Origin of the sequence: Ktedonobacter robiniae, from assembly GCF_016587375.1 — a bacterium.
GTDB lineage: Bacteria > Chloroflexota > Ktedonobacteria > Ktedonobacterales > Ktedonobacteraceae > Ktedonobacter > Ktedonobacter robiniae.
The window spans coordinates 1,115,948-1,141,416 of record NZ_BNJG01000002.1; the positions used below are offsets into that span (position 1 = coordinate 1,115,948).

25 protein-coding genes and 1 pseudogene are annotated in these 25,469 nt (G+C 55.6%); 13 read left to right on the plus strand and 13 right to left on the minus strand.

Going from position 1 to position 25,469, the window contains the following annotated elements; translation table 11 throughout:
• The first annotated feature begins 92 nt into the window (after positions 1 to 92).
• A complete protein-coding gene (locus JMJ04_RS25420) occupies positions 93 to 1,304 on the plus strand; it encodes an MFS transporter (protein ID WP_201373220.1) in 1,212 nt (403 codons plus the stop codon).
• Between the two features lie 263 nt (positions 1,305 to 1,567).
• Positions 1,568 to 2,173 carry a polysaccharide deacetylase family protein gene (locus tag JMJ04_RS25425; protein ID WP_201373221.1) on the plus strand — a complete coding sequence of 202 codons (606 nt, stop codon included), beginning with the start codon at positions 1,568 to 1,570 and terminating at the stop codon, positions 2,171 to 2,173.
• 40 nt (positions 2,174 to 2,213) lie between these two features.
• On the opposite strand, the gene JMJ04_RS25430 is transcribed toward JMJ04_RS25425, so the two are convergent.
• A complete protein-coding gene (locus tag JMJ04_RS25430; protein WP_201373222.1) occupies positions 2,214 to 3,011 on the minus strand; it encodes a nucleotidyltransferase domain-containing protein in 798 nt (265 codons plus the stop codon).
• 149 nt (positions 3,012 to 3,160) lie between these two features.
• Here JMJ04_RS25430 and JMJ04_RS46870 point away from each other — a divergent pair.
• Both JMJ04_RS46870 and JMJ04_RS25445 read left to right on the plus strand, forming a co-directional pair.
• A pseudogene (locus tag JMJ04_RS46870) lies at positions 3,161 to 3,681 on the plus strand (GNAT family N-acetyltransferase).
• The gene (locus JMJ04_RS25445; RefSeq protein WP_201373225.1) at positions 3,678 to 4,379 is read left to right on the plus strand and encodes a hypothetical protein; all 702 of its coding nucleotides are present in this window, start codon (positions 3,678 to 3,680) and stop codon (positions 4,377 to 4,379) included. Before JMJ04_RS46870 ends, JMJ04_RS25445 begins: the two are co-directional and overlap by 4 nt.
• 58 nt (positions 4,380 to 4,437) lie before the next feature.
• Here JMJ04_RS25445 and JMJ04_RS25450 read toward each other — a convergent pair whose 3' ends face one another.
• The 6 genes from JMJ04_RS25450 to JMJ04_RS25475 form a co-directional block, all read right to left on the minus strand.
• Positions 4,438 to 5,271, minus strand: a complete 834-nt coding sequence (locus JMJ04_RS25450) for a sugar phosphate isomerase/epimerase family protein (RefSeq protein ID WP_201373226.1) — start codon at positions 5,269 to 5,271, stop codon at positions 4,438 to 4,440.
• Positions 5,272 to 5,307: 36 nt separating this feature from the next.
• A complete protein-coding gene (locus JMJ04_RS25455) occupies positions 5,308 to 6,708 on the minus strand; it encodes an MDR family MFS transporter (protein ID WP_307811738.1) in 1,401 nt (466 codons plus the stop codon).
• 47 nt (positions 6,709 to 6,755) lie between these two features.
• Positions 6,756 to 8,270 carry a carboxylesterase/lipase family protein gene (locus JMJ04_RS25460; protein ID WP_201373228.1) on the minus strand — a complete coding sequence of 505 codons (1,515 nt, stop codon included), beginning with the start codon at positions 8,268 to 8,270 and terminating at the stop codon, positions 6,756 to 6,758.
• Positions 8,271 to 9,082: 812 nt separating this feature from the next.
• On the minus strand, positions 9,083 to 10,381 hold the full coding sequence (locus JMJ04_RS25465) for a family 20 glycosylhydrolase (RefSeq protein ID WP_201373229.1): 1,299 nt from the start codon (positions 10,379 to 10,381) through the stop codon (positions 9,083 to 9,085).
• A gap of 116 nt (positions 10,382 to 10,497) precedes the next feature.
• Positions 10,498 to 11,466, minus strand: coding sequence for an AraC family transcriptional regulator (locus tag JMJ04_RS25470; protein ID WP_201373230.1), 969 nt, complete (start codon positions 11,464 to 11,466; stop codon positions 10,498 to 10,500).
• A gap of 1 nt (position 11,467) precedes the next feature.
• Positions 11,468 to 12,217 (minus strand): phytanoyl-CoA dioxygenase family protein, encoded by a 750-nt coding sequence (locus tag JMJ04_RS25475; RefSeq protein ID WP_201373231.1) that lies wholly within the window; start codon positions 12,215 to 12,217, stop codon positions 11,468 to 11,470.
• A 207-nt stretch (positions 12,218 to 12,424) separates the two neighbouring features.
• Here JMJ04_RS25475 and JMJ04_RS25480 point away from each other — a divergent pair, with 207 nt between their 5' ends.
• Positions 12,425 to 13,369, plus strand: coding sequence for a homoserine kinase (locus JMJ04_RS25480; RefSeq protein WP_236038391.1), 945 nt, complete (start codon positions 12,425 to 12,427; stop codon positions 13,367 to 13,369).
• A 99-nt stretch (positions 13,370 to 13,468) separates the two neighbouring features.
• Here JMJ04_RS25480 and JMJ04_RS25485 read toward each other — a convergent pair whose 3' ends face one another.
• From JMJ04_RS25485 to JMJ04_RS25500, 4 genes are all read right to left on the minus strand, one after another.
• Entirely contained in the window at positions 13,469 to 14,200 is a 732-nt protein-coding gene (locus JMJ04_RS25485; protein ID WP_201373233.1) for a hypothetical protein, read from the minus strand.
• A 101-nt stretch (positions 14,201 to 14,301) separates the two neighbouring features.
• Entirely contained in the window at positions 14,302 to 14,826 is a 525-nt protein-coding gene (locus JMJ04_RS25490) for a GNAT family N-acetyltransferase (protein WP_201373234.1), read from the minus strand.
• A 53-nt stretch (positions 14,827 to 14,879) separates the two neighbouring features.
• Positions 14,880 to 15,113: a hypothetical protein gene (locus JMJ04_RS25495; RefSeq protein ID WP_201373235.1), complete on the minus strand. Its 234-nt coding sequence runs from the start codon at positions 15,111 to 15,113 to the stop codon at positions 14,880 to 14,882.
• Between the two features lie 733 nt (positions 15,114 to 15,846).
• A complete protein-coding gene (locus JMJ04_RS25500; protein WP_201373236.1) occupies positions 15,847 to 16,797 on the minus strand; it encodes an SDR family NAD(P)-dependent oxidoreductase in 951 nt (316 codons plus the stop codon).
• Between the two features lie 452 nt (positions 16,798 to 17,249).
• Here JMJ04_RS25500 and JMJ04_RS25505 point away from each other — a divergent pair, with 452 nt between their 5' ends.
• The 8 genes from JMJ04_RS25505 (at position 17,250) to JMJ04_RS25540 (ending at position 23,273) form a co-directional block, all read left to right on the plus strand.
• On the plus strand, positions 17,250 to 17,633 hold the full coding sequence (locus JMJ04_RS25505; protein WP_201373237.1) for a hypothetical protein: 384 nt from the start codon (positions 17,250 to 17,252) through the stop codon (positions 17,631 to 17,633).
• Positions 17,634 to 17,825: 192 nt separating this feature from the next.
• Entirely contained in the window at positions 17,826 to 18,338 is a 513-nt protein-coding gene (locus JMJ04_RS25510) for a hypothetical protein (protein ID WP_201373238.1), read from the plus strand.
• On the plus strand, positions 18,335 to 20,401 hold the full coding sequence (locus JMJ04_RS25515) for a phage major capsid protein (protein ID WP_201373239.1): 2,067 nt from the start codon (positions 18,335 to 18,337) through the stop codon (positions 20,399 to 20,401). The genes JMJ04_RS25510 and JMJ04_RS25515 overlap by 4 nt, the downstream gene beginning before the upstream one ends.
• A 133-nt stretch (positions 20,402 to 20,534) precedes the next feature.
• Positions 20,535 to 21,110 carry a hypothetical protein gene (locus JMJ04_RS25520; protein WP_201373240.1) on the plus strand — a complete coding sequence of 192 codons (576 nt, stop codon included), beginning with the start codon at positions 20,535 to 20,537 and terminating at the stop codon, positions 21,108 to 21,110.
• A 106-nt stretch (positions 21,111 to 21,216) separates the two neighbouring features.
• On the plus strand, positions 21,217 to 21,549 hold the full coding sequence (locus tag JMJ04_RS25525) for a hypothetical protein (protein ID WP_201373241.1): 333 nt from the start codon (positions 21,217 to 21,219) through the stop codon (positions 21,547 to 21,549).
• A 195-nt stretch (positions 21,550 to 21,744) separates the two neighbouring features.
• Positions 21,745 to 22,320, plus strand: coding sequence for a hypothetical protein (locus JMJ04_RS25530; RefSeq protein WP_201373242.1), 576 nt, complete (start codon positions 21,745 to 21,747; stop codon positions 22,318 to 22,320).
• 170 nt (positions 22,321 to 22,490) lie between these two features.
• Positions 22,491 to 22,817, plus strand: a complete 327-nt coding sequence (locus tag JMJ04_RS25535; RefSeq protein WP_201373243.1) for a hypothetical protein — start codon at positions 22,491 to 22,493, stop codon at positions 22,815 to 22,817.
• A 111-nt stretch (positions 22,818 to 22,928) separates the two neighbouring features.
• Positions 22,929 to 23,273, plus strand: coding sequence for a hypothetical protein (locus JMJ04_RS25540; protein WP_201373244.1), 345 nt, complete (start codon positions 22,929 to 22,931; stop codon positions 23,271 to 23,273).
• Between the two features lie 268 nt (positions 23,274 to 23,541).
• On the opposite strand, the gene JMJ04_RS25545 is transcribed toward JMJ04_RS25540, so the two are convergent.
• Both JMJ04_RS25545 and JMJ04_RS25550 read right to left on the minus strand, forming a co-directional pair.
• Complete coding sequence (locus JMJ04_RS25545; protein WP_201373245.1) at positions 23,542 to 24,438, minus strand: RNA methyltransferase; 897 nt, start codon at positions 24,436 to 24,438, stop codon at positions 23,542 to 23,544.
• Positions 24,439 to 24,597: 159 nt separating this feature from the next.
• On the minus strand, positions 24,598 to 25,263 hold the full coding sequence (locus tag JMJ04_RS25550; RefSeq protein ID WP_201373246.1) for a DUF3824 domain-containing protein: 666 nt from the start codon (positions 25,261 to 25,263) through the stop codon (positions 24,598 to 24,600).
• Between the last annotated feature and the right edge of the window lie 206 nt (positions 25,264 to 25,469).

Sequence of the window (25,469 nt, forward strand, 5' to 3'; positions counted from 1 at the left end):
GAACCCTCACTCACTTGCGCATCACGTTATATAAATATGATCAGACAGGCAAGGGCTTTGAGATTGTTTCGACAGAAGGAAATGCCTGTTTTATGGACTTCTTAAAATCACTTACACACCGTGCTTTTGCCCTGCTGTGGAGCTGGCAGACTATCTCGCGCCTGGGTGATAGCTTCTATACGGTGGCGCTGGCCTGGTGGGTGCTGGAGAAAACGGGTTCGGCAACCATGATGGGCCTGGTGCTGATATTCGCTAATGCGCCGACGCTCCTGCTACTCCTGCTGGGAGGCGTGGTTGTGGATCGCTTCTCGCGCTTGCATATGATGCTGGGCTCGGACTTTGCACGCGCTGCTATTGTAGGCGTGGCCGCGCTCCTGGCCGCCATGCAACTGCTGGAGGTTTGGCATGTGCTGGTCATCAGCGCGCTCTTCGGTGTGGTGGATGCCTTTTTTTATCCCGCCTATACCGCCATCGTGCCGGAGGTGGTGCCATCCGAGGCCCTGCCCAGCGCGAACTCGCTGCGCAGCATTAGCGGGCGCCTGGCGGGTATCATCGGTCCCCTCCTGGCGGGCCTGGTAATCGCCCAGGGAGGCACGGCGCTAGCCTTCAGCCTGGATGCTCTGTCTTTTATCGTCTCGGCCATCTGCCTGCTCGCCATGCCGCGCAAGGGTGCCCTGGTACGCACGATGGAGGCTGAAGCGAGCGTGCTGAAGGATCTACGCGAGGGGATCGCAACGGTGCTCGCCTCGCCCTGGCTGTGGGTGACCATCGCCGTCGCGGGCCTCAGCAACCTGACTCTGAGCGGTCCCCTGGACGCGGCGATGCCCCTGCTCGTCAAGCTGCGCTTTGGCGCGAACGCTCAGCTCTACGGCTTTATCCTGGCCTTCGAGGCCACGGGTTCAATTCTGGCGGCAATCTGGCTGGGGCGCATGAAGCGTCTGCGCCACCGGGGCTACCTGGTCTATGTTCCCTGGGTGGCCGCGTCACTGATGCTTTTTGTCATGGGCCCGCCCCTTGTGCTTGTGGTAATGTGCCTCGCCATGTTCGTCCTGGGAGCGGGTACGAGCACACTCAACCTGGCCTGGGCTAATAGCTTGCAAGAGCTGGTGCCTGACGAACTCCTGGGGCGCGTCTCCAGCATTGACGCGCTTGGCTCCTACTCGCTTCTGCCCATCGGCTACGCCCTGGCGGGCATCGTCGCCGACCACATCGGACCCTCCATGACCTTCCTGGTTGGCGGCCTCCTCAGCGTACTTATCGTCGGCCTGGGGCTGCTACATCCTGGCGTGCGCAACGTAGATTAGCTCAATAAGATACAGCGCCGCCTCCTGAGCGGAGGCGGCGCTGTATCTTATTGATATATTATTTTGCATAGATGATATAATTATATTAAAAGTTTGTTTTCGCTAGCTAAAGCATCTAAAAACTTGTGCAGGAGGAAATGTTATGTATAGTGGGAAAGGTTACATATAGTAGGGAATGTAAGCTCAGCGTTGGCTGACAAATTAGAGTGGTATCACGATACTTTTGCATCGTTGCATAAAAATGTAAGAACTGAACGAATCATTTGATCACTCATGGAAACAAGAATCTACGCGAAGTCGCCCTGACCTTTGATGATGGCCCCTTTCCAAATTTTACAGCGAAAGTGCTGGACGTACTCGAAGCGTATCGAATTAAAGCCACCTTCTTCTGCATCGGTCGCCAGGTTCAGGCCTTTCCTAACCTGACATTGCGCGCCTATAAGGCCGGACATGCGGTCGAGAATCATAGCTGGAGTCATCCCGACATGACTGGTTTAAGCCTGGAGGACCAGTTGCAACATACCAGCAACACGATTGAACGAGTAACCCACCAGCGACCTCTTGTGATGCGTCCCTCCTATGGGGCGTATAACGCATCTTCACTTCAGCTCGCAACCAGCCTCCGACTGGTCGCGGTGGCCTGGGATGTTGATGCACACGACTGGTCGCGCCCCGGCACGGATACAATTCTGCATAATGTGCTCGACCATGTGAAGAACGGCTCAATCATCCTGATGCACGATGGGGGAGGCGACCGCTCCCAGACGCTTGCCGCCCTACCCAAAATATTAGAAACCCTCTTTGAGCGTGGCTATCGCTTTGTGACCATTCGCCAGCTACTCTCGCGCCTCCCCCATGAACATAGATGACTGACCTCAGCCTCGTCTTGTGAAGACCGTGAGCTCTGTGTTATGTCTCCCCGATGAATTCAGATGGGTTCGGAAGGGCTTTCTGGATCAATGAGACAGTATGCTCGATGATTGGCTTATGCACTGGCAGCAAGATGGGAGAGAGCAACCTTGCTGTTAGAGCATAGAGCTGGAGACCGGCCTGCACCTGTTCGTGCAGAGTGAGAGCCTGTCCGCATTCGTCCTCAATCCCAAAGGCGGCGCGGCGCAGTTTCACCCATTCTGGCTGATCATCCATAGCCTGTGCTACCTCGTCATAGATAGCATTATCACCAGAGAGCAGGATACCACGCTGCACTTTCATTACGCGACTCATACTCCAGGACAGGCCAAAGCGAGCGTTCAACAGGCGTCCAACGTCATTGCGGCGCAGACCCTCCAGTCCCTTGCGAGCCTCCTCGGCGTTGCCCACCAGCATCTCGCTCGCCCAGCGGTTGGCCCGCTGCTGCATGGTATCATCCCACACAAAGGCTTTGGCCCGGGCCTGGATCTGAGCAAAATAGCCCTCGCGATCCAGCAACGCCCGAGCACAGTGCACACCAGCAATTGTATCAGTCGCCGCCTGTGGCTCATGAAACCAGCGCTCGACTTCATCCGGCGCAACCGTACTCACAACCAGCAAGTGCTCCTGATAGAGAAAGCTCTCCGGCTCAGAGGACTCTGCGTTATATGTAAAGCGTACCAGGTCGATATCGCTATAGGGTCCAGCCTCACCTCGCGTATGGCTTCCCATCAAGACAAGCGCGCGCACCTCTGACACATCAAAACGTGCTACCAGGTCATCGAATGCAATACTCATTTTATTTACCAGCCACTTTCACTACATCGCCTTACAATTTTTTGTCCCCGATTCGAAGTTGTGTCAAATAAGGAATCACACAGGCAATGAACTAACTGTAACATGATATACTCTCATAGAAGAATACAAGCAAGAACAAGCGAGGAAAGATGTTTACCCTTGAGACTGAACGCCTCCTCCTGCGCGGCTTTACCCTGGAGGATTGGGAGGCCATCAATGCCATTGTTTCAGATCCAGAGGTCACACGCTATATGCACTTCTCTAATTGGGATGAGACCAGGCGCCACAAATGGTTTGACTGGATGCTTGAACATGCCTTAAAGCCTCAACGCGACGCTTATAACTGGGCATTACGCTCAAACACAACGCGATGCTGATCGGGTGGCTGTTCATCGGTGGTTCCAGTCATGGGGAAGACACAAAATCTTTTGGCTACGCCCTCGGTCCACGCTTCTGGGGACATGGCTATATGACGGAAGCATTGCAGGCTGTATTTGACTATGAGTTTAACGTTCTAGCAACATCTCGTATTGTTGCTGAGTGCGAAACGCAGAATACCGCCTCCGCACGGGTGATGCAGAAATGTGGTATGACTTTTGTAGGAACGTTCTTCGACCAGGACTTCGAGGGTAACTGGGCAGAGCGCCACCATTATATGATCAGCTCATGAATGAACTAGCAGATTTGCACGAAGCAATCGAGAGATTGTACACAACCTTCGCTGGCTATCCTTTGCGCCATCCCGTCATAGGCTGTACATGTTGCGTTTCCAGGGCAGATCAGGAGCGTATTGCCTCCAAAGTTCTGCGCCATTTGGACGGCTACGACCTGGAGCGGTTTACATGGAAGGCTATGAGCACCTGGGGAGACGAAGACGATTTTAAACATTTTCTGCCGCGTATCCTGGAATTGGTGAGTGACGCCCAGGAGCGGAGAGACCTACCGTATCTCTTCGTCATCTTTGGGAAGCTGGGCTACTGCAAAGAGTGGACAGAGCAAGAGCGTGAAGCGGTCACCAACTATCTGCTAGCGCTCTGGCGCTGGATACTGGCGGGCCATCCGGAGCGCGAGGAGGATAGCCTGCTTGCCAGTGAATACCTGGAGGCGACGCTCTATGGTATCGATGATTTGGCGCCTTTTCTGAACGCCTGGCGAGATATGTGCATGCCTTCGTCGCTGCGCCAGCTCGCCGAGGTAATCAGCAACCATGCTTGGGATAGCCGATTAGCCAAAAGCAGCCAGGTCCAGGCCTGGCTACGCGAGGATGCAACCGGGCAGATGCTGGAAGAGGGATTTTACACCTACATGGATGAGGCCTGGGCAGTGGAACTGGCCCAGGCGGTAGAGGTGTGGGAATGGTTGTCGTGAGCGACGCGTACTTTAGTAGCGTCGTGCCATACATACGCTCAATGCATTGTACACTGCTCTAGTAGCGTTCTGACTCACTCTCAGCGATCAAGTCCCTCATGAATTGCAGGCTCGTCTGGATGCGTGCGACATCGATCTCACCCTCGGAGTTGACAGCTCGCGCCTCCAGGCTCAGGGCTCCCTCAAATCCTGTTGCTTTCAGTTGCTGCACAAAGCGATGAAAATCGATGTGCCCCTCGCCCGGATGCAGGTAGTAGCGCCCCTCGCTTGAGGCGAGCAGACCATGGTGGTCTTTTAGATGCACATGGCGTACCAGCTTTGCCTGCCAGAGCCAGGAGGCCGCGAAGACGGCTTCAAGCTGGTCATGCCAGGCCAGGAACTCTGTATCCAGGGCCACGCGTGCACGAGGGTCATGCTCAAAGGCTTGCTTGACGTTGGAGAGGGGGTCGGCACGATTACAGGGAATGGTCTCGATGGCCAGCGTGAGCCCATACTGCTCGGCGAGATCCAGGCAACGCGCTAAGGGTTGCAAGTTATACTCCAGATGGAAGTCAGACGATGGCATCCCCCACAAATGCAACACTGCGATCTCTACCCCTAGCTGTTGGGCGAAGATGCAATTCTGCTCAAAGCGCAGGACTCCCTGCTCTCGTTCGCTTGCATCGCTGCTACCGAAGCATTCGCCGATGCTTTTCTCCATATGCATTACCGGGAAAGGCAGCTTGCAGGTGCGTAAGGCACGGATAATGGGTTCGGGTTCCTGATACCAGCGAGGATAAAACATAATTTCCAGGCCATCCGCCACAAACTCCTGGCTATACTTCAAGATGACCTCGTGGCAGTGAGGGTCAGAACTGCGGGTGAAGGCACCAGTTGAACAGAGTACTTGCATTTTGCTCCTTTGTAGCCGCGTACGCTAGTAGCGGACTCACTCATTAACCGAGATTTCACTCCCCACAGGGGACGCGGCGGGAAGCGGCTCGGCGACGTGTGGGGCAAGACGGGCCTCGCGGATACGGCGCGCGTTGCCCAGGATAAAGTAACCAAGAGCGATCAGCAAGCCCGTGACGAGACAGCATTGCCAGAAGAACGTCGCACCCAGGTATTGTAGGGCAAAGCCACCCAGCGCGGGCGCGATAACGGTTGACAGGGCGCGTACAGTCTGGAAGACACCTTGATAGGTACCACGCAGGTGCTTTGGCGAGATATCGACAATGATGGCGGTCGAAATGGGATAGTTCAGGATCTCACCTACCGTCCAGATCATGACTCCCACGAGATAGCCAGGGTAGGAATGCCACCAGCTAAACACGCTCATGCCAGCTCCCAGGAAGAGGGCGGCAATCGCCAGCGAGGTGTTCGGCGAGCGTCGATTGAAGAACGCGGTGAGCGGCAGGCTGATGAGGACCACCTGGACGGCGTTGATGGCCATGACCGAGCCATAGATAAGTGGACTCAGGCTGTGCGCCTGCATATCAAGCGGCATAGCGGTCACATGCTGGAAATATACTATATCGAAGAGCAGCGCTAATAGTGCGTAACTCCAGAGCCAGGGATCGGCCAGGGCTACGCGCATCAACCCAGGTCGCTCGGCACTCTCCTCACTCTTGACTGTGCGAGGCAGGCGTGTCTCAGGAACGCCAAACCAGATCAGGACGCCAAAGCAGAATGTGGTGAGCGCGTCGCCCAGGAAGAGTAGCAGATACGAGACGGGAGCCAGCAGGCCCGCGATGATCGGGCCAACGGCTGAACCAATATTGTTCGCCCAGTAACGCAGACTATACGCCTGCGCCAGCTTATCACGCGGCGTCATATCGGCAATCGCCGCCGAGGTCGCGGGACGCGCGAGATCATTAAACAGCATATAGATGATTGCCAGGACCACAATCAGCCAGACGTTTCCCGCGAAGCTCAAGGCCAGCATCATCACCGCCGCAGCCAACAAACTGATCAGGATCGTGACCCTGCGACCAAGCATATCAGCCAGCATTCCACCACATGCACCTGCCGCCAGCGAACCAAATCCCATGAGCGAGACGACCAGCGCGGCCTCGCTAATGGGGAGATGCCGGGAAGAGGTAAGATAGAGCGCGAAAAAGGGCATGACAAAATTCCCGGCACGATTAATAAAAGAACCTGTGATAAGGAACCAGAAGGGACGCGAGAATTGGAGATTTGTAAAAAAGGTTTTGAATCGATTTAGAGGCGATAGCAAAAGAAGATCCTTCCATGTATAGAGCATACAGAGATACATCATTACCTGAACAGTTTCAGTGTATAATCCCTGGGGATAGCTCGTCAAGGAAACGGATCTGGCCAGTAGCCGCATATGCCAGTAGCGGGTCCGCTACTGGCATATGCGGCTACTGGACGTGACTACTCGCTGAAACCGTTGATCAGCATGTCGCCCCAGGCCTGGCGCTGGGGCCCGGCGGGGTCGTGCTCGACGCGACTCTCGCGGTTGAAGATCATGGTCGCGCGCTCTTCAGGAGTATAGGCGGGCCAGTTGGGGCCAGGAGCGCCTGTGCGGGCGAAGGCGAGCCAGGCCTCGCTCATGGCGTCGGCAATGCCCTGGAGTTCGGGGCCGCTACCACCGGTAAAGCCTACGGCATAGGCGAGGTTATCAAAGACGAAGGGGATCTCCAGGGCGTGCGTCGACTTCAGACGCCCATTCAGAATCGGCGTCTCCCAGGTGAAGAGGTACATATAGACCGGAGCCGCGCCCTGGGCATATTTGCGCTCGGCCAGGGTGATCGAGTTGATACGCATCATGCGGTCGCTGCCGATGGCCGTGTAGATGTTGGCAGGGGTTCCCTGGGGCTGCGCGTCACGATAGGCTGCAATCAACTCGTCCGCTCTGGCACCCGCGAATTGGCTCACACGAGCGTGCAGGCCCGCCTCGTCGAGCGTCGCCAGTCCAGTATCGGCCAGCGTAAAGAGGGTGATCTCGTCTTTGTTTGTGCCGATCAGTAACGGCACATTAGCGGAGATGGCGGGGGCGACGGGATCAAAGGGCTGATTGGGGATGACCACGCCATCCATGACTGGTCCCCAGCCTGCCAGCGCGTTCGGGTTAATCCTGGCGTTGGCCTCAAAGAGCCGCTCAATAGGGATATCACGCAGACGCTCGACATCGCCTGGGGCGATCTCAAGCTCACGCAGGAGCTTCTCAGCGCGGTGAGTCGCCTTCGCACGTGGACTCACACGCAGGGCGGGACCGCTCTGGATGATGGCGCGATGGAAGAGGCCTTGCGCGTCAGGCATGGCCATGAGGATGCTGACCTTGGCCCCGCCGCCCGATTCACCAAAGATCGTGACATTACCGGGATCGCCACCGAAAGCCGCGATATTGTCACGCACCCACTCCAGGGCCGCCACGAGGTCGAGCATGCCGACATTGCCGGAGGCTGCATACTCCTCGCCCGCCAGCTCTCCCAGGTAGCAATACCCCAGCGCGCCAAGGCGATGGTTGACTGTCACGACCACGGCATCGCCCCGGCGTGCCAGGTTGGTCCCTTCGTAGAAGCCTGCCGAGCCCGAGCCCATGGTAAAGCCGCCGCCATGGCACCAGAACATTACTGGTCGTTTGCCACCATCATTGAGCGCGGGGGTCCACACGTTCAAATAGAGGCAGTCCTCGCTTAGAGGCTCTGGCTCCGCGCCGCCACTCAATGAGAGCATCACTCCCAGGCCGCCCTCTGGCTGGGGACTGCTAGCGCCATAGCGCAAGGCATCGCGCACGCCGCTCCAGGGTTCGGGCTTCTGTGGAGGAAGAAAGCGTCCACGCCCGGCGGTCGAGGCTCCATAAGGAATACCTTTGAAGACATAAATGGAATTTCTCGTGGCGCCTCGGACCTGGCCCGAGGCAGTTGCAACAATCGGGTCCATCATGGTTCTTCTTCCTTTCTAATAAATCTATCCGCTATAGGCGCCCACAAATTCATTAATCATAGGTGCCCGATTTATCGCGCACAAGGCGATTTATCGCAATGATACGGGGTTGCAACCAAGCATATGGCCTGGTAATGCTTGTCATATGATACCCCATCGTTATAGAGACATAATCGTTATCCTGTATTACTGCGATACATCGCCTTGCACGCGATAAATCGGGTGCCTATGGCATTAAAATGCTAATCGTTTTTTATCTTAGCGATACTCTTCGGTGAGCATCTTCTCTAGAGGCGCGATGCTGTCGGCCAGGCCACCTTCGCGGTTACGGGCCAGCCAGACCTGGCGGAAGTCGCCGAGAAGGCTCTGAACATCCTTGCGCGCGCGCTCTAATAGATCGGCGTTGGTGGGATCATGCGCTAGTTGAACGCGCAGGCTGGCATGGTGCATCAAGCGGCACACCAGTTCGTACTCCTGCACAATCAGCGCGGCTTCAGGACTTTGCAGGCGGATGCTCACGAGCTCACGCTCGATCTCCAGAAGTTGCTCATCGGCCTGGATGAAGGTTTGGAGCGGGAAGAGCGGATCATCTTTCACCTGCGCGAGCGGGCGGTGCAGAGCCCAGAAGTGAGGCGTGCTATTATGAATGATCTCGAAGAGCTGGTAGACATTACCCAGACGCGCGATAAGCTGGCCCATCTCCCCCTGCTCATCCTGAAAGGCATAGCGACCCGTCAGAGCTGGGATATCGCTGTCGGAATTGCTCGCCAGGCACCAGGAGTAGGCGGCACCCGCTGCGTAGCCAGGATAGCTTATCGGCAAGGGCTGCCAGTGTCCGTTATCACCCCAATCGGTGTTGAGATAGCCGCTGGCACCATAGGTTCGAGCCGCCTCAGCCGCGCTACGCAGGTTCCCCAGGGCGTTATCGACGCGCCCCCCAGCGAGTTCCATGAGGAGGTACCTGGGCAGACATAGAAGGACATACCAGACGCCGCCAGGTGCTGGCTGCGCTCGGCGAAGGGATGGTTATCCTCATAGCCCCATTCGAGAGCAATCATATCACGCGGTAACTCTTTAAAGAGCTCGGGGTAATCATTCAGGATATCGCTCCAGAACTGCACAGTGCGCCCCTGACGTTGCGCGATATCGCGAATCTTGAGCACATACTCCAGGTAGACCTGGTCCAGTCCGCGCTCCTGGCAGGCCTCCTGGCTCTGGCCGTGTCCCACATCAAAGGTCTCGTCGCAACCGATATTGACTACACGGCTCGCAAAGTGCGGAAGCAGCTCACTAAGGAGTTCTTCCACCAGGGCCACGCTGCCAGGCTGAACGGGGGCGAGGCTGAATGGTCCCTCTAGCGTTCCCCAGGGAACGGGGAAGCTCCCGCTCGTCTCGGCCAGGTGCGCGTAGGTTGGATGAATCAGCCAGCGCTTCATATGTCCAAAGGTGTTCTGGTTGGGGACCAGCTCTACAAAGCGCTCACGGCAATAGGCATCCAGCTCCAGAATCTCTTCGCCTGTCATGGGTGAGGACTTGCCCCACACCTCCTGGTGCGCGCGATAGGCGAAGGTATGCTCAGTGTAGAGTTGAAACTGGTTGATCTTCCAGGAGGCCAGGAGATCGATGAGCTGGAACAGCGTCTCCATGGTCGGCACTTTATCGCGGCTGATATCAAGCATCACGCCACGTGCCGGGACATCGGGCCAATCGAGGATCTCCAGGCAGGGCAGGACACGCCCACACTGCTGGAGCAATTGGATCAGCGTACAAACGGCGTAGAAGAGGCCCACGGGCATCCGCGCCGTAAGCGTGATGGCCTTAGATGTCACCTGGAGCTGGTAACCCTGCTCGTGGCCCTCCTGCTGCGGATCAAGGACGAGCTGTATACCAAATTCATCACTCGCCATACCTGCTCCAGAGGCACGGATCTCGGCCGTTACAGCCGCCTGGTCGAGCAGGGCATGCTGCAAGCGTTGCGCGCTGGGGAAGATAGCCCCGGCCTCGCTGGCGTGCAAAATAATAGAGGCGCGGGCCGGGAGGATGCAAAGATCCACGTCTCGGCGCACTGAGCGCGGCGCGGGCAGGAAATAAAGGTCTTTGAGATCGTTCATAGAGAGCGGTTTTCCCTTCCATGCAAATAATCATGTGTGTATATCTATCAATTAAAAACACCCACCGCTGACTTTGTCAATTGGAAGAGTTCGTTATCCTTGAGGCCACTTTCGTTTCAAGACAAATAGGGGGAAGAAGTGAAGAAACGTGTGCCACCCTGCTGGCGAAAGAGGGCTGGAGTCAGGCCAGTGCGCTGACGAAAGAGCGTGGTAAAGTAGCGGACGTCGGGGTAGCCGCAGACCTGGGCTATCTCTTTGATCGGCATACGAGCCTGCCGGTCCAGGAGAAGCTGCGCCGCCATCTCCAGCCGCAACCTGGTGAGATAGTCCATAATCGAGTCGCCCGTGACCTTGCGAAAGAGTCGCGCAGTGTGGCGCTCGCTGAGGTGCACCTGGGCCGCCAGGTCGCGCATGGTAACCGGGCGCGCATAGTTATCACGCAGGTAGCACTTGATTGTCTGCGTCACGGCCTCCTCTGGACTACGAGCCGGCGTGGGAAGCGGCTCATACAAGTCACTCGTATCCACGACGGAGCGCGCAGTATCCAGCAGGAGCTTGATGACCAGGCCCTCAACAACCTGGAGATAGCCCGGCTCACGACGCGTACCCTCCTCAGTCAGGAGTTCGAGCGTGGGCAGCATCGCCGTAGTACGCGCACTAACCACGGAGGACGAGGCGAGATAGGCCCGGAGGAGCTCGTCCACGCCCGAGGCAGACACATTTTGTGCATCAGCTCGCTCATAGAGCGTATACGACCAGAAATAGATACCCAGCGGGTCTTCCTCGGATGAGATAATCTCATGCGCCACACCGGGTTTCGCGATAAAGACATCGCCTGCCTGGACAGCATAGTCCACTCCAGCGAAGCGGAAGAGGCCCCGGCCCTGAAAGGCATAGCAAACCTCGAAGAAGGAATGAGTATGCAGGTAATTCCGCCACCAGCGCGGCCCGATAAAGCCCCACCCCACAATCTCACTCTGGAAGCTACCCAGACATAACGAGAGCGTGAGATGGCTGAGATCAGTAAAACGCTGGCGCGGCGCGAGACTATCCAGGGCGAACCTCCTCTTAGGAACGGCAGGCACTCTACAGAGTCAGCGGATCAATACCCCGCAGGATCATGCCCTGCCCTCGTGACTTATGTGTATCGACAGTAGGCGGATCGGCGGGATCGCGCATTTGAATCAGGACGGTTGTGCGCGCCTCGCTGCTCACGTTGACGCCCGAGCCATGAATGGTCAGGTAGCTAAAGAAGAGCACATCCCCAGCCTCGGCGGGGCAGGGCTGCGACGCCTCAAGGGGATACTCATCAAACGAAAGGTGCCAGCTCCCCTCGGGATTATGCGGAACCGGACCCAGTTTATGACTGCCCGGCACCACGCGGACACAGCCCTTCTCCAGCCGCGCGTCATCGAAATGCACAATCGCCGCTATCATGCTATGGTTGGCATGCGGGAAGAAGGGATGATCCTGGTGCAGCGGGAAGGGCGAACCCTTCTCGGGCGGCTTGATAAACATCTTTGTATGATGCAACTGCACATTCGGGCTACCAATAACATCAGCCGCAACACCCGTAATCCGTTCATCGAGGATCAGACGACCAAACGAGGCCCCGTAAAACTGCACATCATGACAATGCAGGATTTTTGTATCGGTCGCCATGATCGCGTCGCGCGCACTAGCCCAGGTCGCATCGATATTGCGCTGGGCTGCCAGCCGATCCGCCAGTTCATGACACTCCTGGCGATATGCCGCCGCTTCCTCTCTGGAGAGCAATCCCTTTACCAAAATATAGCCGTTTTCATGGTAGAACGCCAGTTGTTCCTGTGTCAGCATGCCAAACCTCCTTGCCGCATGGCACTCATTACAACGATCAAACTATAGCCATAGTCTAACCGCCAGCATGACTGAGAACAATCAAGCGCAGGGACAACTTTGTTTGTAAAACAGACATAGATATAGATAGATAAAACATGGTAACTTCGGTTAGCGTTTGCTACAATAGCTTGTATGGCTGCAAAAACACATTTCTCAGAAGATACTTTGAAAGATATTCTCTCCCATTACACATTGGGGGAGCTTCTCGCGTTTGAGCCAGTTACCACGGGGACGGTACAGACGAATTACTTTCTTCAGACGACACAGGGTAGGTTTGTTTTCCGCTACTATCAGAATCGTTCCCTGGAGTCCGTCTTGTTTGAAATCGAGCTCATTCGCTACTTGACACGCTGCAATTATCCCTGCCCGGCTGTATTACAAGATAGAAACGGGGAACATGCTGGCATCTATAACGAAAAACCGTATACCATCTTTGAATTTGCCACAGGTCAGCATCTAGAGCATCCTAACGAGGCACAGAAGAGGCAGCTTGTCCAGCAGGTTGCCGAGCTAAACACCATCACCAGGGACTATAAACCACTGCATACGCCATATAGGTTGAACTATAATGTAGAGACTTGCTGGGAACTAGCTCAAGAGGCCACTCAAAGGATCAACACTGCTCAAGCCAGAGAAAAGCTGGCGTGGCTTGAGCACACGCTCGCAGGGCTCCATCTACCGCCATCCCTCCCCAGGGGAGTCTGTCACTGTGATTTCCATTTCTCCAACCTGCTCTTCACAGATGGGAAGTTTAGCGCTTTAATTGACTTTGATGATGCTAATTACACCTTCCTTCTCTTAGATCTCGCTGCCTTGATCAATCCTTTCCAGGCTTCTTTCGACTGGAACACCTGGCCTCATTTTCAGGAGGAAGAGAATGTATTTGATTTCAACGAGACAAGGGCCATCTTGCAGGAATACGCCAGGCATCGACCTTTGAGCATGGACGAAAAGTGGCACCTCTTTGATGTGTATAAATTGAGTATCCTCTTCGACTGTATCTGGTATTTCGAGCGCTGGGAGGGAGAGGATTTTTACGAGCGACGCAAAATCGCCTATCTTGACCGTTTGGGAAGAGACCAGTTTTATGCTCAAATCTTTGCCGACTGAACGTGGATATGCCATATTACAGCCTGATGGAAGGATCTCTCGATAAATAGAGAGATGGTGATGAGCAATGCCCATCACCATCTACATGGTAAGCCAGATCTAGAAGTGACCGCCCGCGCCACCACCAGTATTCCCGCCGCCAAAGCTTCCACCACCAGAACTACTTGGAGGTGTGTAAGTATGCACATGAGTATAGGTGCCGGGTCCGCCGTAAAAGGGACCACGGCCACCTGAGCGCCGGGGACCTCCACCCGTTGAGGAACCTCTCCGCCGCCCGAGGGCAACCACAATAATAATAAGCGCACCAAGCAAAACAAAACCCAGCACAATCGCAACTACGATGCCAGCTGGAGTAAGTGAGGATTGCTCATGATTCAGTGTCCCCTGGAGCGATGAGAGAGCCGCGATAGTAGCACTGGTATAATCGCTCTTGTTATCCTTGTGAAAGGCATCACCAAAGGCAGAGACGGCGTCCTGCGCCTGCTCATTCGAGAGTGAGACACTGGTGCCGCTCTGAATAGACACATTGCGATGAACAGTATCAATATCGATCACAATTGATTGCTGATCGGGAAGGAGACTACGCGCCTCCGTGTTGAGTGCATCCAGGTCTCCTTGAAATGTATTAGTTGTATAAACGATGAGATCATTGGGAAGCTTCGCTCCCGCCTCCTGCACAGACGATGCATTGAGCACCTGCGCCTGATCATGGATAGTCACCGTTTTGGCCCACCCACTCAGAGGCAGCAACAGCAGGCATAGAAGCGCAACGAGCATGGCCAGAAAGAGGGAGAGAGCTTTATTTCTCATACGCCAGATGGTAATATGCATTACGTCCATCCCTTCAAGATAGATACACAAGATAACAATAATCCCTCAAAGAGATTGACGCTAATTACACGCGCTTCTCAAAAATATGGATATGTCCATATTCAGGATAAAGAGGCCACCATCTGGCGCTTCACCGTGCGATAGCCAAGCTTTTCGTAGAAGCGCAGCGGTCCGGCGGCAAAGTCCCAGGACTCAAGCTGGAGCTCGATCGCGCCCCGCGCCCTGGCCCAGTCATGAGCCGCCTGCATAAGGGCTCGACCACAGCCCGTTTTCCGGCAGGCCTCGGTTACAAAAAGGCTCTGTACATAGCCATAGCGATGGGCCACCCTGAGCGGATGCACCTCGTCTTCGCGTAGGTATACCTCTACAAAGCCGATGATGCTGTCGGCTTGCTCAGCCATCAGGATCGCGGCATCCTCCCGCTGGATGATGTCGCGCAGACCCTTTGCTAGTTCGCCAGTTTGCTGCTCGCGCACCTCCACTCTATCGGGCATACGCAGCCAATCGGGAAGGCCCACGACATGATAGAGGTGAAAATCCCAATACAGGGGGCAAAGCTGAGGAATATCCGCTTCCGTTGCGGGACGCGTCGAGAATGTCTCCATTGTTTTCTCTTTCTGCGGCATATACATTATTCTCTTTTTAGAGTATAGATATATACAGGGAATTTGTCACGCTTCTAGAGCGCAATTATCTGGACCACCTTACTACATTTCGTTGTGATGGCTACCAGAATAAGCAAAATCGATGAGATACTCAGCGTAACCACTACCCTAAAATGAAAGAAGAAGAAGTGAAGCGAGGAGAAAAGCACGCCAGGGCAAGCACAGAGAAGTGCGCTGACTGCGGCACCCCACTCGTCCTCATAGGTCATGGCAGTGAGCAAACGAGTGGTCGGAAGATATGGAGCCATGCTAATGAGCACTGGTCCTGGTACCAGTGTCCTTATTGTGGACTCTACACACGCATAAGCCTCTTCGATAGCTGGCCCTTATCGACACTTAATCAGCGTGAGATAGATATTCACGAGCGCCTGATACCAGACCCATTTGAACCAAGTGAAGGGTACAGCGCGACCTGGCCTGTTATACAACATTGCCTGGCATGCCAGGGCGTATATCAAGTTTCTGCTATACGCACCTGGCAGAGCCAGGAGAGCACACTCGTACCAAAGACAGAAAAAACGCCCCAACGCCTGCCAGTCGAAAGCAATTCCCTCCAATTTTCACTACAGAAACCTCTCTGCCATTGTGAGTATATTGAAGAAGGAATAGGAAACCTTGAGCAGGTCTTGGAGGCACTACCCCAGGAATGCATTTTGCTTATCCCAGAAAAGCATAAGAGCAAGCGAATGTGGGCTGCGAAGTACCTTATTGAGCAATGTGGAGCCCTTGTCACGACATGGCCATACCCTCTCAAGGTTACAGAAGCTCTAATAGCCCTCCGAACTTATGGGCCTGACCCCGATTATCCGCATGAAAGCAACATGTATTTTGCCTGGAGTCCCTCAGCCCAGCAAGGTACTATCTGGATTGAGTTCAGATCTCGCCCCGAAAGCATATGGGCCAGGATAGTTTCCGGCAGATCATGATACAATCGACGCCACCCCTCCTGGGTTCCCTATCGCAGGAGGGAGGCAATCTGTGTCATTGTGCTTCGTTGAGCATGTTCTGTGAGGTGTTCCACAATCTTACAGCGTTCTCAGGGTCGATTGCATGTGCCGCTACCCCTCTACGAATACCGGGCTGATGTGGCCCAGCTTCGTTACAGTCTTCAAAGTAGCGACCGCTTACGCCCTCGACCAACGGTGAGGCGGCCAGCAACACAGAGGTCGCCGCGCCTTGCTCAATATTTTTAATCGATACCCCTGTGCTTGCTGGGCCTGACTGTGCGGGGTTCACCGGTGCATCTTTCATGTGGCGTCCAAGATTGGTACTGGCGATTCGACCAGGGTTCAGTGCATTGGCAACGATACCATCACTTGCCCAGCGCCTGGATGCTTCTACTGCAAACAGGATGTTGGCCGTCTTGGATTGTCCATAAGCAACCCATGTATCATAGGGGCGAGCGTGAAAGTCGATGTCATCAAAATCAACCCCGCCATTGATATGCCCCACCGAACTGACTGACACAATACGAGCATGGCCCGTCGCGGCCATCGCGTCGTGCAAACCAAGCGCCAGCGCAAAGTGGCCGAGATGGTTCGTGGCGAATTGCATCTCGTGCCCCTGTGCACTGACCTCCCGCTGTGGAATGGCCATGACGCCGGCGTTGTTGACGAGGATATCAAGTGAACCCTCCCAGCCTCTCACAAACGCGCGTACCGAAATCAGGTCTGACAAGTCGAGCTGTCCAACACGAATATGCTGGTTGCCTGTCGTCTGCCTGATGTCTTTGGCTGCCTGTTCACCTGCATCGGTATTACGAACGGCGAGCATCACTTCAGCACCAGCTTGCGCCAGGGCGCGAGCCGTTTCCACTCCGATACCGCTTGAGCCTCCTGTGACAAGAGCTCGTTTCCCACGGAGATCTATCCCTTCAATGACTTCCATCGCGGTTGTTGTCGCACCGAATGGTGTTGTGATTAATTCTGCCATTTGCTTCCCACCTTTATTAGTTATCTTAAATTCTTCACAATACTCTCGTACTCTTGATCCTCAAGAGATAATTTCTTCTTCATGTCCGTAGTATAAAAAACCTCAAGTGCTTGAGGTCAAGACCTTTCAGTATTTCTCTTTATACTAATATTGCTGCTCTTCTATTTGCATTTTTTATAAACATATGTTATAGTTGCAAAAGTTACTGTAATATAATGTTTTGCTCGTAGTTGGCTCCTATATATACCAGGAAAGGTCCTGGTGCTTCCATAGTCGTATAACATATTCTCCTATCCACATGCTAGAGGGTTTATACGTTCACTGGCAGGGCACGTAGGACGGGAGAAGGTTGGTAAGGATGGGATGGAGAGGGGTTTCCACAATGAGACAACTACTACGTTTGCCACAATCACTACTACTAAGCAGCCCAATCTTCCTCATGGGTGCAGTCCATGCCGCTCGATAACCAGAAGGCGGCTCACATCCAGCAGATGGTGAATAAAAGCTTCACCGGGCGCCAGCGTAATGTTGTGCTGGTCACCAATACTGCTGGCAACTACAGCTATAGCGCGATGGCGGTCGTCTTCCGACCCGACCTGGCCGCCGATCCACAAATACCCGATCAAAGCGGGATGCCACCACATGCGCAAGCGGAACTCGTGCTGATCGCGCCCCTGGGCACCAATCTGGCCGGCGTCGTCTTCATCGCCGACACGCCGACTGCGACCACAGCAGCCGTGCAGGCCGCGCCCAAGTACGAGATCATCACCAGCGTTCCCGCCGGCATCATCCCTGGCGGCACGCATCTACGTGTCTACCTGCGCCGCTTCAGATAGAGTTGTGGGTGTGTTGGAGGCGAGGCACCTCCAACACACCTTGACCCGGTAGGGCACCCGATAAAGAGTACAAACGGCGAGCCATTCTGTGGGCAAACAAATGACACCTCCAACACACCTATAACCCCGGTGAACCACGCAGTGGCGAGAAGTCTACGCGACCTGAATGTATATAAAGAAAGGATCAATGCTATGAAAAATAAACAACAGCTTGATATACATATGCACAACTCCTTTCACGAGGCGGACGCGATCCCGCCCACAAGTACACGCCCCACATTGGAGCCTGATGCCTACCCCGGCAATCCCTATAGCGTCCGCAATATGTCCTCTCTGGCCCATGACCCCATTCAACCTCAGTTCGACAGCGAGCTTCCCACGCACCAGGACCTGGGCTTTGCCGACCAGCTGGAAATGGAGCTCTGGCTGGGACTGGAGATGACCCCACCACTGCCGGCGACGCCTCCCCCGCTAGCGAAGGATGAGCGCCCAGGCGACCTGGCCCCCCAGGCCGAGGAGATGCTAGATGAGCAGCTACACAATGAGGACATTGGGGAGAAGATATATCCCGAGGTATTCATGGATCAATCCAACATCAATAGCCACCGCAGTCGTGACCTGACCCTCCAGGCCCAGGGACTCGCAGACGACCAGCTCTGGCAAGAAGAACAAGGGGAGGACGGCGAGCAGGAGCCGAACTCATGACCCAGCACCCACATCAGGTAGGTGCGCGGTTTACAAGCACCGCTGCCTCTCAACAACCGATCACGATCACAGAGGCACACATCATTGAGCGCCTGGCCGATGCAAGCGTAGGCGCCGGACATGCCGTGCGCGTGACCGTCATCCAGGGCGGGCGCTCCAAAAACGGCTTCGTCTATGACCAGGCGGCACTGCGACAGATCGCGGCACTGCTGGAAGACACGCACGCCTACGCCGATCACTCGCGCTCGGAGGCCGATCTCCAGACGCGCAGTGTCCGCGATGTCGTGGGCTTCTACCACGACGCGGAGTATATCGCGGGTCCGGCAGGGCAGCCAGGACATGTCGATGCCACCCTGCACATCTTCGAGGCAGCCAACTGGCTCTGGACACTGATCAACGAGGCCTGTACCCTGGGTCGCCCCGAGCTGATCGGTCTCTCGGTCGACCTCTTCGGTGCCTGGCAAGTCAACGAAGCCACGGGCGCGAAAGAGATCAGCGCCATTCACACCCTCAACTCCTGCGATGTCGTTACTCGACCCAGCGCGGGCGGCGCCTTCCGCCGCATTCTCCACGCCGAGTCGTCACTATCGTCACTACCAGAAGGAGAACATCCTATGGCAGAGCAGCACAACACGCAGACCTCCGAAATCACCTCCTCGCCTTCTATTACTCCGATAGATGCGCCCATTACCAGCACCCCTGCTATCGCCACTCAGAAGATCGACCGCCTGCGAGAGGAGCTGCAACGCCAGCGCTGTGAGCTGCTGCTGGAACGCCGCCTGAGCGAGAGCATCCTGCCCGAGCCAGTCAAGTCCCAGGTGCGAGGTCGCTTCCAGCAACGCCTCTTCGAGGAGCAAGAACTGGAGCATGAACTCTCAGCCGCGCTCACCATGATGGCCCAGTTGACGCGCGACGGTCTCGTGCGCGGTCACGGCTATGAGAAGGCTAGCATCACGGGCATGGTGAGCGAGGCCGAGAAGGTTCAGGCCTCCTTCGACGCCATGTTTGACCTGGAGATCGACACGGGCCGCCTGGGCAATGTGCGCGGCTTCACCAGCATCCGCGAGGCCTACGCCCGCGTAACGGGCGATTCCAGCCTCCAGGGCGGCATCAGTGGCTCCAGCCAGCTTGGGCAGCTTCCTATGTCTCCTTTCGGACCCACGGGCTTCATTAGCGAGGCCGATGTCACCACGGCCAGCTTCTCCTACCTGCTGGGATCAAGCATGAACAAGCGCCTGCTCAAGGACTACCAGGCCTGGCCCGCCGAGTGGATGAAGTTCGTTTCTATCGCCCCCATTCGCGACTTTAAGCAGCAGAGCCGCGTGCGCATGGGTGCCTTTGGTAGCCTTGCCATCGTGCCCGAGGATAGCCCCTACCAGAGCATCACGCTGGGCGATAGCGCCGCCACCTATGTAGCACAGAAGCGCGGCAATCTCGTGCCCATCTCGCGTGAGGCCATCATCAACGACGATCTGCACGCCATCAAGCAGATTCCTGGCAAGCTGGCCGTGGCCGCCGCCTATACCCTGGCCGAGTTCGTCTATGGCTTCCTCGCCAATAATCCGAGCATCTACGATGGACAGCCCCTCTTTACCACAGGTGCGCCCCATAACAATCTGGGAGCGCAGGCCCTCTCAACGCTCGCGCTACAGCAGGGAGTCACCGCCATGCGCGAGCAGACCAACTTCGCGGGCAAGCGCATCGGCCTGCGCCCACGCTACCTGATCGTCCCACCCGAGCTAGAGTGGACCTCGATGGTCGTGACCAAGTCAGCCGGCGTCCCCGGCTCACCCAATAACGACATCAATCCCATGCTCGGCTACGTCCAGCCCATCGTCTCGCCCCAGCTGACCAGCTCTACGCAGTGGTTCCTGGCGGCCGACCCACGCGAGATCGACACCATCGAGGTCGGCTTCGTCGGCGGGCAGGTCAACCCCGCCCTCTTCATCCAGGACCAGCCCATGCTCGGGCTCAACTTTACACAGGACGTGCTGACGTTTAAGTGCCGCCACGAGTATGGGGGCGCGACTACGGATTTCCGCGGTCTCTATCGGGGCGTCTAGAGCCTTCTTGTAGGGTCCATGCTTGCATGGACTCGCCCGGCCCGCAGGACGACTCCCGGGCGCAGGGAAAGTCGCTTCGCTCGGAGTCCAAGCTAGCTTGAACCCTACAAGCTCTTCCAAAGGAGCCTTAGACATGAGTGGATTTACTAATAATGATGGCTCTGGTCTGGTTGGCGCGCTCAACCCACAGGGCATCGGGCAGGCCCTGCGCGTCGACGCGGGCGGGAACCTGCTTGTCACGGGCGGGACACTCCAGAACGCCCTACTCAACGGCAAGAGCTTTAGTGCCACCACGGGCAAGCAAACAGCCAGCAGCGCGGCGATCGTGGCTTGCTCGCTCTACAACAATACCAGCGCCAACATCCTGCTCTACTCGATTACCTGCCTCTCGGGCAGCACACGCACGCACCAGCTCACGCGCGGCAGTAGCAACCTCTCCCTGGGCAGTAACGCGCTCGTCAGCAACGCTAGCCTGGGCGGGAACAGCTCGCTCCTGCCCGCTGGCAACGTGACCTATGCCAATAGCAACCAGACGATCAGCGGCACGGCGCTCGACGCCTTTAGCGCTCCCATAGGCCAGCTCATCGAGGTCCTGGGCAACGGCTCCCTGCTCCTGCTGCCAGCCAGCGCCAGCAACAGCCTTACGCTCTACCTCGACCTCGCCGCCACCGGTGACTGGAAAATCACCTATAGGTGGCTTGAAATATAAGTGTATTGGTGGACGGGCTGCGCCCGTCCGCCAATACACCTGACCCGGTGAGCTACCTAATGATGCAAAGTCAATGTGTTAAAGAACATAAGAAGGAGCAAGCATCATGATGAACATTATGGAAATCAACTTTGGTCGCTATAGTGGCACGCAAACCTGCCCCATTGGCACCTATGTCAACATGCGTACCTTCGCCTATTACCAGCAGGCCAGCGATGGGACGCTCCCCCTGGCGGGCACGTGGCACCTGGTCAGCACAAACGCTACCCTGACCGCCACGGTCATCGCCAGCACAATCAACACTGTCCTGGGAACAACCTATACCGCTGGTAACTTCCACAGCTACAGTGCAGGCAGCGATGCCCTCCCGCCAGCCAGCTCGGCCAGGCCTGCAACGACGCGTAGGGCCTCCTGCCGGGCGGGGCAACCTCAAACATAGGCGCCAGATTTATCGCGCGCAAGGCGATTTATCGCAGTGATACAGAATAGCAAGCGTTTTCCCATATTACGATATCCCATAGCAAGCAACGACAGGGCATAGAGCGGATTACCACTCGGTACTCGGGCGATAAATCGCCTTGCACGCGATAAATCGGGTGCCTATGGGTTTAAAGACAGATAGGAGGAGAGCAGCATGGCGCAGATCATCAAACGTGGCTTCATCGCCAGCTTTAACCCGGCAATCTATACCTGCTCGATCTACCTCATGGAGGCGCAAACCGTCACGCTTGATAACGTACCGGTCGCGCTCCACGTGGACAACACGAGTATGCTGACCGGGGCTTACTGCGCCATCCTCTTCTTCGATGAGCATAATATCAATGACGCCGTCGTCATCGCGGCCTATGCCAGTCCCACCAGTGGTAGCGTCCCAGTTTATAGGCCGGGACGCGTCGCCTTCATTCCTAAATACAAAATCTACGACGCCAGCCTTCCCGTCGGCGCGACAACCATCACGGCGGCTGGCGTCAGCAACGTTCCCGGCGCGGCCAACGCCGTGCTCTGTAATATTGCCTACATCTGTTCCAGTAGCGCCAGCGCGACCCTGAGCATTGGCCCCACGGGCGCGCCCACCTGTACCATGAACGTCCAGGCGACAAATAAGGAGATCGACATGAGCTGTACCGTACCCCTCAGCAGCGGACAGTTCGTGTTGAACGCCAGTATCGCCAGTTACGCCACAGTCTACATTTACGGCTACATCATGTAAACTGGTCTGCCCGTTGATGGCCTCGCCTGGTGCCTACCCATCAACGGGGTTGCAAGGGGCGCTGCCCCTTGACTGGGGTCTGGAGCTGTGCCCCAGTATTCTCTCTTTTCGCCGCCGCAGGTGGCGCATCTCTCAGCAAAGAAACAAAATAAAAGAAAGGACACAACACCATGCCAGAGCAGAAACCGGGCCGCAACGCCAAGAAAAACACCCCGCAATTCACCCTGCGCTACTGGATCGAGCGGATAGAGCAACAGGTCAACGCTCTGCTTGATGGCGTCAACCTGGACGAGCTTAACGGCAAACAACGCCTGGAACTGGCGATCAAGTACATTGGCCTGCTCCAGCGCTACTACCTCGTCGAGCAGGAGCAAGAGCAGGCCCAAAACTCAGACGACGAGACCTATGTCCAGCAGAAGATCATCGATTTGGCGGAATGGATGCGCACGCCACCCTCATATCACGACAAAACGTTCGAAGATGAACAGGAAGAATAAAAAAGCCTATTACTATAGTACTCATTGATTTACGCATATCCTGATGCATGTTAACATGGGGCATGCTTCAAAGGTTTTTGGTAGTGTGGTATTCGGAGTAGGAGCGTAGCAATGATTGCCCTCGTACAAGACAATAACGACCTGGCCTATGTACTCGAAAAGTTTCTCGAAATGGAGCACATAGACGCCACCAGTTTCCCTAGCATGCTTCATTTTAACCTTCAGCGTTCACAAGGCTACGAGATGCTTGTAGTAAGTAGCGATAGTATTATAAAAGTGGGGTTGCCCCTGGAGATGCTCTTGGGCAGCCCCATCCCAACCATTGTTACCACCGCCTACGATGAGGTAGCTGATTGGTGCAGCGAGCACGACATCTCCTGTCTGCTGCTCCCCTTCACGCTGCACCGCTTTCTCAAATTTCTGCACAACAGCCAGGCCCAGGCCCTACAAGCCTGATTGCCAGAGACACCCGGCTCGCTATCCCACCCACCCGGCCCCTCTTGACCATATAAAAATTTGTAATCCGAAACACATTAGAACATGCATAACTATCAATACTAGAAATGCCCAAATTATTGGGAGGGACCTCCGCGATGAATCGGGAGGCTAGCGCGTCCAAAGGCCATTTATGGCCTGTCGGCGCAGCCGTGTTTTTGCGAGGTGGCAAGCACATGGTGACGTGAAAGGGCTTTTTCAGCATCTTTCGGGCTGCGCCCACGGGCGATTAATCGCCTTTGGACGCGCTAAAGTGGGTCCCTACCGTCTTGTTAGGCTGGCTTGTTGAGCTGGCTCGTGAGGCCAGGCGCCTCTGGCGGCTCACTTCGTAGAGGCAGATAGAGGTGGCGCAGGCTACGTTCAACGAGGAGGCAGAGCCTACAAGGGGGATTTGCACAACCGCGTCGCACAATTCTTTGTAGGCCGCGCTCATGCCCCAGGTTTCATTGCCGACGACGAGGACCGTTGGAACAGTAAAATCATGCTGCGAGATTTCCAGCTCGGCTTTCTCGTCGGTGCCAATAATCTGTAAGGCGCCAAGCTGCTTTTTCGCGCTTTGCAGCCAGGGTTCAATATCTCTCTGCGAGGGCAGCCTGACCGTCGGCAGGGCAAAGAAGGAGCCGGTGCTCGCGCTAATCGTTTCAGGATCGTAGAGATCGACGGCATGACCGGTGAGAATCAAGCCATGGGCCTCAAGCGCGTCACATGAGCGAATGATCGTTCCCAGATTGCCTGGGCTGGCCGGTCGGTCAAAGACCACCACAAGTAGATTCTGAGTCAGGGGAATGCGTGCCAGGTCGTCCTCGGGCATGGCAATCAACGCCAACAGCTCTGAACTCTCGGCTTTATTGCTCAATTTCTCTAGCAAGTGCAGGGGAACTTCAAAATGCGTCTGCGCCTGGGAACGCGCTAGAATACCCTTCGCCCAGTCCGAGAGCTGCTTTTCGCGCGAATACACGAAGGCATTGATTGTCCAATGGTGCGCAAGCGCCTGGTTGATAGGTCGCACGCCCTCAATAAAGAACTCTTTGTGGCGGAGCCGTTTCTCCCGTTTTCTGCGCAGCGTTTCGATATATTGAAATTGGTTATTCTCTGAATAAATCTTGACTATGTTCGGTCTCTTCACGTCTACTATCCCTCTATCCCAGATTATCCACCGGATGCAGGTGGATACTTTTTCCGTATCTTACCCGGTTTTTATAGATTGGGCAAACTTTTACGGCATAGCGAAAAGAATGGAGGAAGATCCTCCGCACCCTCTCCTTTGCTTTTTCACCAACACGAGCTATGCTGTCTTGCCCTTTCCAAGCAGACCACCGAGCGCGGCCAGGCCGATACCCAGGCCTATTTGCACGATAAGAGTGATCGCTATGCTCACACCCAGGCCAGCCAGGGAGTTTCCTACCACACCAATGCGCATAATCACTCCCCAGATAGGGGCTAGATTGATAATCAGCACGATAAAATAGGCCACAAAGAAACAGAGGCTCGCCAACAAACCTGTCAGGGTGGCGGCTGTCACATTTCGCGCCTGGCGAGCGGCGAATAGACCTGCAAGGAAATAGATCACCCAGTAAACCAGGGTGAAGATAATAGTCGGTATATAGGAAAGGGCTTCAATGGTGCTTTGGGAATATGCAGCAGCACTTATCAAAACCTGAATGAACGCATGGCCCACACTGGCATCGATAAGTTTGGCAACCACCAGGATCGCGCCGAAGATCAGCCCATATTTCAAAACGGCGGCCCTTGTGGTTCGTGGTCGCGCCGGCTGAGGCGGATAGCCAGGATAAGGATAGCCAACAAGTGGCATACCAGGCTGACTGGGATAGCCTGCATAATTGGGCTGCGCAGATGCAGGCGGATACGCCTGGGACTGTCCCGGCTGCTGGGGAACTGGTGGGAATGATCCGGGATAATTCGCTGGGCCTGGGGATGGTGGTTGTTGCACGATATTACTCCTTATCTCTTACAAACCGGGGGCGGGAAAACCTCCTGCATCATGATCATGAGTGGCTTACACAAGCCAGTATAGCACCTTTTGCAGGAGCGCGTATGATATTCCCACTCTTTATCGTAGAGCGTCAGGCAGTCTATCACGTCGTGTTGTATCACATCGCCAGGTCATTTTGCAACGTGTGGAAGGCGGGGCTATCT